This is a genomic window from Bacillus sp. AF62 (genome assembly GCF_050312695.1).
GTDB lineage: Bacteria > Bacillota > Bacilli > Bacillales > Bacillaceae_G > Bacillus_A > Bacillus_A cereus.
In genome coordinates this window covers 1-7,841 of the sequence record NZ_JBNPJZ010000100.1, presented here as the reverse complement: position 1 = coordinate 7,841, position 7,841 = coordinate 1, and the positions used below count along the sequence as shown (strand labels likewise).

Sequence of the window (7,841 nt, the reverse complement as noted above, 5' to 3'; positions counted from 1 at the left end):
TTGGGATACTATCATTCTTCCAGGAAAACGGATTTCTTTATGCATTCATTTTTGGATATTTATGAGTTTTGCAACACCCTCAAACTTATTTATAATAAAATTAATTTATTTACATTGGGATATCTGGTAAAAACTTCGTTATTAATACAATAATTGTCGCTAAGAAGACCGCTTTAATAATGCATAGAATAATAATTGGGATCGATGCTTTCACTTTACTTAATCCAGCCGTAATATGTAATCCAAACCAAATTAAGATTAGATTCCATACATAGAATATTTCAAGCGTATTACTAATTCCATACACAAATGTACCTTCCGTAAATAATAACCCTAAACTCGTATATTGGGTCATTCCAGTACCAAAGATTAGACTTAAAATTGTATTAGTAACTTCACCGATAATAAGGACAATATTTGTATAAACTACAATATTCAATAAGGTTTTATAAGGGGTATCATTCCCAAAGAACATCATAAACATTTTATAAATAGCTGCTATGAATAATGCTCCAATCATCGCACCAGCAAAGCCTGAACCAGTTCAAGAAATTACTTCTGATGTCAGTGAACTTTGTCCAGCCAGTTCACCTAATTCTTTTTTCATTTTAAGCATCTCAGGTGAGGTGTATCTAACATACGCACTTAAACCACCTAGTAGCCCTTGTAACAGTGCTACTAAGAGAAACATCCCCCAAACTTTCTTGTTTGTTTTCATTCTTTCAAATTGTACTCCAGGAGATGTAATCATTCCAAATAATGATGGCTTTTTCGCACCTACATCTTGTTTATTCATATTCGCTTCCATTATAGCGCCTCCTTCTATTTACATAATCCTCTTATAGGATGTTACAAACAATTCATTCAAAAAATATGTATGTGAAGTAGAGATATTTATCTTTACTTCACTAGTAAACTATTCGTAGCGAAGTGCTTCAATTGGATCTAATTTTGCAGCTTTATTCGCCGGAATTAATCCGAAAATAATACCGAGTGTCATTGAGAATAATCCCCCCCAACAACAACTTCCCATGAAACAAGCGGTGGCCATTTCGCAAATGTCGAAACAATATATGCCCCCATATCCAAGACCAATGCCAATTAAACCGCCAAGAAGCGTTAACATAACTGCTTCAATTAAAAACTGTAATAAAATTTTACTACGCGTCGTTCCAAGTGCTTTACGTACTCCAATTCCACCGATGATCATTGTCATAATACCGGTCATATTCGAAATACCTTCTTGAATTTCTTTTAAATTCATAACTTCATATTTACCAGTTGCATCAGTCGGTTTACGACTATTTAAAACATCTGCAGCTTTTTTACCTGCTTTTTCTAGATTATCTACATTTTTTGCTTGAACAGAAATATTTTGAATTTCATCTTTCCCATACAGTGTCGGCCATAATGAAATTGGAACTAGTGCTTCTGATGGTCCCATTCCATAAACTTATTATCTGATTTGTAGACACCGAGAATTTGCATCGGTTGACCTTTCATTTCAATAATTTTACCGACTGGATTGGCATCCTTAAACACCTTTTCTTCCATTTCTTTACTAATCATGACAACGTTATTATTACCTTGATCCACATCTGATTCTTGTAAAGAACGTCCCTTTAACAACTTTACTTTATTTACTGAAAAATACTCACTGTCTAATCCAGTAATATTCACCATCTCTTTTTTATCTTCAATCTCAAGAGATTCCATACTGGAATTTGTTGTTAAGATATGTGCAATCTCTGGGATTTTCTTGATTTCATAAATATCTTCTTCTGTTATTTTTGGCGTTTCAGGCATATCCATACTAAAAGGATCATTTATATCAGGACTATAATGAATAGGAACGGTTTGATTCCCTGATTCAACAAATTGTGATTTTAAGGCGGCTTCCCCGCCTTGACCAATGCCTACAACAGTAATAATTGAGCCTACACCGATAATAATACCGAACATTGTAAAGGTTGAACGCAGTTTATGAGCTAATATAGAAGACAAGGCAATTTTTATGCTATCTAGTAAACTCATACTGCACACCTTCTATCTTCTGTAACTTTCCCGTCTCGTAGTACAATGCGACAGGAAGAATACGCTGCTACTTCCTCTTCATGTGTAACCATAACAATCGTCGTACCTTCTGCATTAAGCTTCGTGAAAATATCCATAACTTGCTCACCAGACTTCGTATCAAGTGCACCAGTCGGTTCATCGGCCATAATGAACGTTGGGTTATTCGCAATCGCTCTTGCAATCGCTACACGCTGCTTCTGTCCACCTGATAACTCATTTGGTAAATGATGCACGCGATTTGCCAATCCAACTGTATCTAACGCCTCCAAAGCACGCTTGCGACGCTCCGCTTTCTTCACGCCACCATATACGAGCGGAAGCTCGACATTTTCCACTGCGGAAAGACGAGGTAGTAAATTAAAATGCTGAAATACAAAGCCAATATATTCATTACGAATTAAAGCAAGCTTTGACTCGTCTGCTGTTAAGATATTCACGTCATTCAGCATATATTCGCCTTCTGTTGGACGATCTAAACAACCGATAATATTCATAAGCGTCGACTTACCAGAACCAGACGGTCCCATAATCGAAACGAACTCACCGCTCTGAATCGTTAAACTAATACCATGCAAAACTGGCACCGCCAGCTTGCGCCATCTCTGCACTTGTTGGGAACTCACTTACCTCTGTAATCTTACCTGTCCACTTCTTCTTATTATTTGCTTTTGCAGTTACAGTGAATGTTTGATCCTTTTGAATTTGTGACTTTTGAAGCTCAGTTAACGTACCTTGAACTTGGAATGGATCTTTAGAAGCTACTTGTAAAAACGATTTTCCTTGACCACCTAACGCTTGAGATGAACTTTGTGCCGCATCTTTATCTAACTTTTGAACAACACCAGCGAAATTACTATAAATCGTAAGTTCTTTCTGCTTCTTACTTAACTCTTCTTTCTGCAACTTTCCTTTTTCTTTCTCAAGATCAGTTGTCTTTTGAGCTATCTCTAACTCGTTTACTTGCTCGTCCATCGGATCTGTTACTTCTTTCCCAGCTCCGCTATCTTCAAATGAATCAAGCTCAGCTTGCTTCATTTGAAGGTTAATCTCTTCATTATCATAAGAGAATAACTTCGTGCCTTTCTCTACCTCTTGCCCTTCTTTTACCTCAATATCTTTCACTTTTCCTTTGGCCGGATCTGCATAGAAGCTTTCAATATTACCAGGCTTCACCTGACCAGAAATTAACTTTGTATTATTCAGCTTACGCTCTGTCACTTTCTCAAAACTTACAGCATCAGCATTTGTTGATGCGCCTTTCTTCTTACCTTGCATAACAAAAATATTAATTGCCGCTACAATAACAATTAGTGCAATAACCCCAATAATAATCCATTTCTTCTTCCGTTTTGGATGGGGAATGATAGTTGATTGCATAATATGCCTCCTTTAATTGATAAGTTCTTTTAAAATCATCCATGTCAAAACAAAACTAACTATTAATCTTACCCTAACATTTTTCGGGATGTTTATATTTTGTTGCCTTTGCTAATAGACATTTTAAATATTTTTGATTAAAGATTTGCATGATATAGTTTTTAAGGTTGCGACTTACATAAATTATGATTTTTTTAAGGGGGTGCTTAGAATGTTTGGAGCTATGGGGTTCTTTGGTGTAGGTAAACCAATGGGTCAGGCAATCGTTAATGCAGTTGATTCGGTAGGCTATGGTATAATCGCAGCATCAACCATTGCTGCAATTATCTCAGCAGGTGGTTTATCTGTTGCAGCAGCTACAATTGACGTTGCAATCCTTACTATTAAGGAATACATTAAAAAAGATATGAAAGCAGCTGCAGTTGTTTGGTAAGCTCTTATTATCGCAATCATACTTTATTAATAAGGGTGATATATATATCACCCTTATTTCTTTATATCCAAATATACAAAGGAGGTTTTTCAAATTTTTCACAAAATTGTTTTGAGAAATATGATTTTGGAACAACTTAGGCAAGACTTTTCAGGTATGAATGAGAAGCTAAGGAAAAAGCTAGGATTGAAATTACCTACAATATTAAATTGGATTATAATACTATTATCTCAAAATATTGCCTTTTTGTTTTTTGTCTTTTTCTTTGAAAGTATTGCCAATGATACAGTTAGAAACTGGATTGTTTTTGCTGTGCTCTTGTTTAATTTCATTCTCCCTAGTTCAATGGCTAGACAAAATTCAAATCGTATTAGTAATAATCCATTAATCGATACACTGTGGCAGTCTCAATATAATCACAATCAACTTCTAAATGTAACATTATTAGCTGAAGTAATTATGTTCTGGGTTCATGAATTTATGTTACAAGCTATGGGAGTATATATCATAATAAAAGTTTCTCCTAATTTTATCATTGGTGTTTTTTTTATTATGTGTTGGATCATGTTAATTTCATCAATTTACTTTTCAAGATTGAAGAAAGCAGTATTACAGTCTTGGGATACTGAGGTTCACAATACAAAGTATCATGAAAGTTTTTATTTATTAAGGGTAATTTTAATATCAGCAGGAATTTGGTTACTCATTAAAACGCTATTTCTTCCTTTAATCAAAGAACCCATTCCAATTAATATCTATAGCCAAGGAATATTTAAAACATTTTCTACCTTTTCAAAGCATATTGAATTCGTGTGTATTAATCATTTTCAAGCATTATTAAAGGCGGTTCACCATGATTGGATTTATTACATCTTAGGTATGGGTATCATTGGTTATTTGTTTATAACGGTCTTTTATTTTGTTTATTATTCTAACGAGAAGAATTTTACAGAAACACGTAATACACTTGCCTTAAAAAAATCTAAAAGTGATATTTTTAAGTTTTATCAATGGCTAGGTAAAATAGTTTATTCTAAGGATCCATGGATACGTAGAGATTTAATAATTCTTGAAAGATTAATCATACATACAAAGGTTTCCCAGAAAACATTCTTGCTTATCCCACCCGCTTTTTGTTCAATTGTGGGATTTTCAATATTTTTTATCGGAAATTTAGATAACTTCACAAATTTCATATTAGGATTTTGGTTTATATGTTGGATTGCAATTTCACAGACTATTTGGTTATGGTTATGGAATTATCCTATCCTTCATCTATCAAGTGAGTTGAGACAAATAGATTTAGTGAAATTAACTCCATCCTTTTCAGATAAACAATATATGGAAAGTAAACGAAAATTATTAACGCTATTATTGTGCCCACTACAATTAATAATTAGTGTTATATTTATGATTGGCTTTATAATTATGGACGGTTCAATTCTCGAATTATGTATAGGGATTATTGGTAGTTGGTTGCTTTCTTTCGTGAGCGGTGTTTTATCAACTTATTGGCTACAATTATGCAGTCGGTTTGATTATGAAAATATATTTATGATTCGTTTAGATACTTATGAAACGAAAGTTCTTCAATATTTCTTTACTATCCCGAAACGAATAATAAATGGTCTGTTATTTATTGTTTTCTTTGTAGGGGCATTTCTTGATCATTCATTAGGAAGAACATTCTTCTATGATATTTTTATGATGCTAATCATTGTATGGGGATTTAGTTTATTTTTCTCTAAAAAGAAAAAGAAGAAGATAGGTGTGTAATGAAATGCGGAGTGAACAAAATAAATTATTTCAAAGTATTTGGTATAAATATTCTAGAAAGCTTGCATTTATTAAATTGATTTTTTTAGCTGCTTGTTTTTGGGGAGGTATTTTTCAACGGCATCATAATCCTTTTCCACCAGATCCACCTAGCTATTCATGGTTTCATTATTTTTCTCATAATATTAATCAAGCAATGATTTCTATTGGATTTGGGGTAATTTCTTATGGAATCGGTAGTTTAATTTTGCTAGTTCTGAATGGCTCATTAATAGGTATTGTACTTGCTGTAATGGTTCAAAATGATATGACTTTAGAAATTTTTACAGCTTTTCTCCCTCATGGGGTTTTTGAGATACCTGCCATTTTATTATCATGTTTATACCCATATATGATTTGGGGATTCATATTTCAAAGTATCAAAAAGAGAGGGATTGATTTCAATTTATTAAAAAGAGAAATAATACCTGTCCCAATAATAATTACACTTTTATTAATAATTGCAGGATGCATGGAAACTATGTTCGCATTATAAGCTATATCTTACATTATTCATGAGATTCTATTTAAAGGAGAGTAAAAATGTTTCATATACAAAATTTAAATTTTAGATATGATAAAAATCTTAAATTACTAGAAAACATTTCATTTTCAGCCAACCCTGGTGATATTATTTGGCTAAAAGGAGACAATGGATGCGGAAAAACTACATTATTACGTATAATTGCACAACTAATTAATGCTGAAAGTACAATTTCTTTCAAAGGGAAATTGATTGAAAATAGAAAAGAAATATTAGCAAATTTAACATATATACCTGCAGAACCTTATTTATTTAATTATTTAACAGGAACAGAAAATGCAGATTTTTTACAACAACTATTTAATGTAGATCAAAAGCAATTTTCAAGCTCATTCCTTAAGATGATAAATGAATTTCAAATGGATCATGCTCTAGATCAATTTGTACAGGAGTATTCACTAGGAATGAAACATAAATTGTATTGGTCTGCTGTATTAGCACGTAAATCATCAATTATTCTGCTTGATGAACCACTTTCAGTATTTGATAGTGATGCTCAAAAATTAGCTATCGATATTCTTAAACAGAAAGCAAGCGAAGGTTCTATTATTCTGTTCACCTCACACCTTTCTGAAATAAGCGCTAAATTAGCCACTAGAGTTCTAGTTTTGCATGAGGGAAATCTTAAAGAGAAAAAAATATAAAATAGTTGTCATAAAGGGGGACTGAAAAATGAATAAATTAAAGCTAACTTTCGCTGTATCTTCAGGATTAATTATGTACTCATGTATATTAATGAGCATTAAAATTAATGAGAGCTCTTATCTAGGTGACTATTTGCTAAATAAATTTAGTATACAAAACAATAGAATCGTTATTATTATAGTCTTTTTTGTGTGCTTTTGGATTCAAAATAAATTATTGAAAGATACTGAATCAATCTTAATAAATTGGATGCGTGTACTTCTTACAGGTTTAATGTTTATTGCCTTTGTTTCTTATTTTATCTTCTAGCCATTACTTTTTGAACAAACGGAAAGAATTTTTTGCAAATATCATTACAAATTCTTTCTTATTACAAGAAGATAAAATTGCCGGAGTGGATACGGAGTGCAACAAAAAAACCGCAAGGTTTGTGGTACTTTAAGTACCCAAAATGTTGGTATCATTTATTTTTTCACCTTTCTCGTTTCAGTTCAAAAGTTAAACTGACACAATATGAACATGATGAATGATCATAGAAGAGCCAAAACAACCGTATCATTGCTAAACTACCATTTTGTGTTTTGCCCACGATACAGAAGAAAGATTTTTCTTAACACAAAAGTAGAATAACGTTTCAAAGAGTTAGTTCAAGAGGTATGTATCGAACTGGATGTTGTTATTGTTGCGATGGAATGTGACAAAGACCACGTTCACTTGCTCTTGAATACCCTTCCAACACTCAGTCCTGCTGATACAATGGCAAAAATCAAAGGATTGACATCAAAGCGTTTAAGAGAAGAGTTTCCTCATCTCGCACATTTGCCAAGTCTGTGGACTCGTTCTTATTTTGTTTCTACTGCTGGGAATGTATCAAGTGAGACAATACAACATTATGTAGAAAGTCAAAAAACAAGGGGATGCAACTTGTGACACAAACCATGACGGTCAAAG

The 7,841-nt window shown here is 33.0% G+C and carries 8 protein-coding genes and 3 pseudogenes; 6 read left to right on the top strand and 5 right to left on the bottom strand.

Annotated features, from left to right (window positions below):
* Positions 1-109: 109 nt before the first annotated feature.
* From ACQRBL_RS26320 to ACQRBL_RS26300, 5 genes and pseudogenes are all read right to left on the bottom strand, one after another.
* Positions 110-808: pseudogene (locus tag ACQRBL_RS26320) on the bottom strand (Yip1 family protein).
* A 108-nt stretch (positions 809-916) separates the two neighbouring features.
* Positions 917-1,444: an ABC transporter permease gene (locus ACQRBL_RS26315; RefSeq protein ID WP_427735896.1), complete on the bottom strand. Its 528-nt coding sequence runs from the start codon at positions 1,442-1,444 to the stop codon at positions 917-919.
* Positions 1,423-2,034, bottom strand: a complete 612-nt coding sequence (locus ACQRBL_RS26310; RefSeq protein ID WP_411996606.1) for an ABC transporter permease — start codon at positions 2,032-2,034, stop codon at positions 1,423-1,425. The genes ACQRBL_RS26315 and ACQRBL_RS26310 overlap by 22 nt, the downstream gene beginning before the upstream one ends.
* Complete coding sequence (locus ACQRBL_RS26305) at positions 2,031-2,603, bottom strand: ABC transporter ATP-binding protein (RefSeq protein WP_427735899.1); 573 nt, start codon at positions 2,601-2,603, stop codon at positions 2,031-2,033. Before ACQRBL_RS26305 ends, ACQRBL_RS26310 begins: the two co-directional genes overlap by 4 nt.
* Before the next feature lie 55 nt (positions 2,604-2,658).
* A pseudogene (locus tag ACQRBL_RS26300) lies at positions 2,659-3,453 on the bottom strand (efflux RND transporter periplasmic adaptor subunit); the annotation flags it as partial.
* Positions 3,454-3,664: 211 nt separating this feature from the next.
* Between ACQRBL_RS26300 and ACQRBL_RS26295 the strand changes: the two are divergent.
* From ACQRBL_RS26295 to tnpA, 6 genes and pseudogenes are all read left to right on the top strand, one after another.
* On the top strand, positions 3,665-3,886 hold the full coding sequence (locus tag ACQRBL_RS26295; protein ID WP_097984594.1) for an uberolysin/carnocyclin family circular bacteriocin: 222 nt from the start codon (positions 3,665-3,667) through the stop codon (positions 3,884-3,886).
* 120 nt (positions 3,887-4,006) lie between these two features.
* Entirely contained in the window at positions 4,007-5,662 is a 1,656-nt protein-coding gene (locus ACQRBL_RS26290; protein WP_411996605.1) for a hypothetical protein, read from the top strand.
* Positions 5,655-6,197 (top strand): stage II sporulation protein M, encoded by a 543-nt coding sequence (locus tag ACQRBL_RS26285; protein WP_307838724.1) that lies wholly within the window; start codon positions 5,655-5,657, stop codon positions 6,195-6,197. The genes ACQRBL_RS26290 and ACQRBL_RS26285 overlap by 8 nt, the downstream gene beginning before the upstream one ends.
* A 47-nt stretch (positions 6,198-6,244) precedes the next feature.
* Positions 6,245-6,889, top strand: coding sequence for an ATP-binding cassette domain-containing protein (locus tag ACQRBL_RS26280; RefSeq protein WP_411996604.1), 645 nt, complete (start codon positions 6,245-6,247; stop codon positions 6,887-6,889).
* 28 nt (positions 6,890-6,917) lie between these two features.
* Positions 6,918-7,199, top strand: coding sequence for a hypothetical protein (locus tag ACQRBL_RS26275; protein WP_097984599.1), 282 nt, complete (start codon positions 6,918-6,920; stop codon positions 7,197-7,199).
* A 210-nt stretch (positions 7,200-7,409) separates the two neighbouring features.
* A pseudogene (gene tnpA, locus ACQRBL_RS26270) lies at positions 7,410-7,820 on the top strand (IS200/IS605 family transposase).
* Positions 7,821-7,841 lie beyond the last annotated feature (21 nt).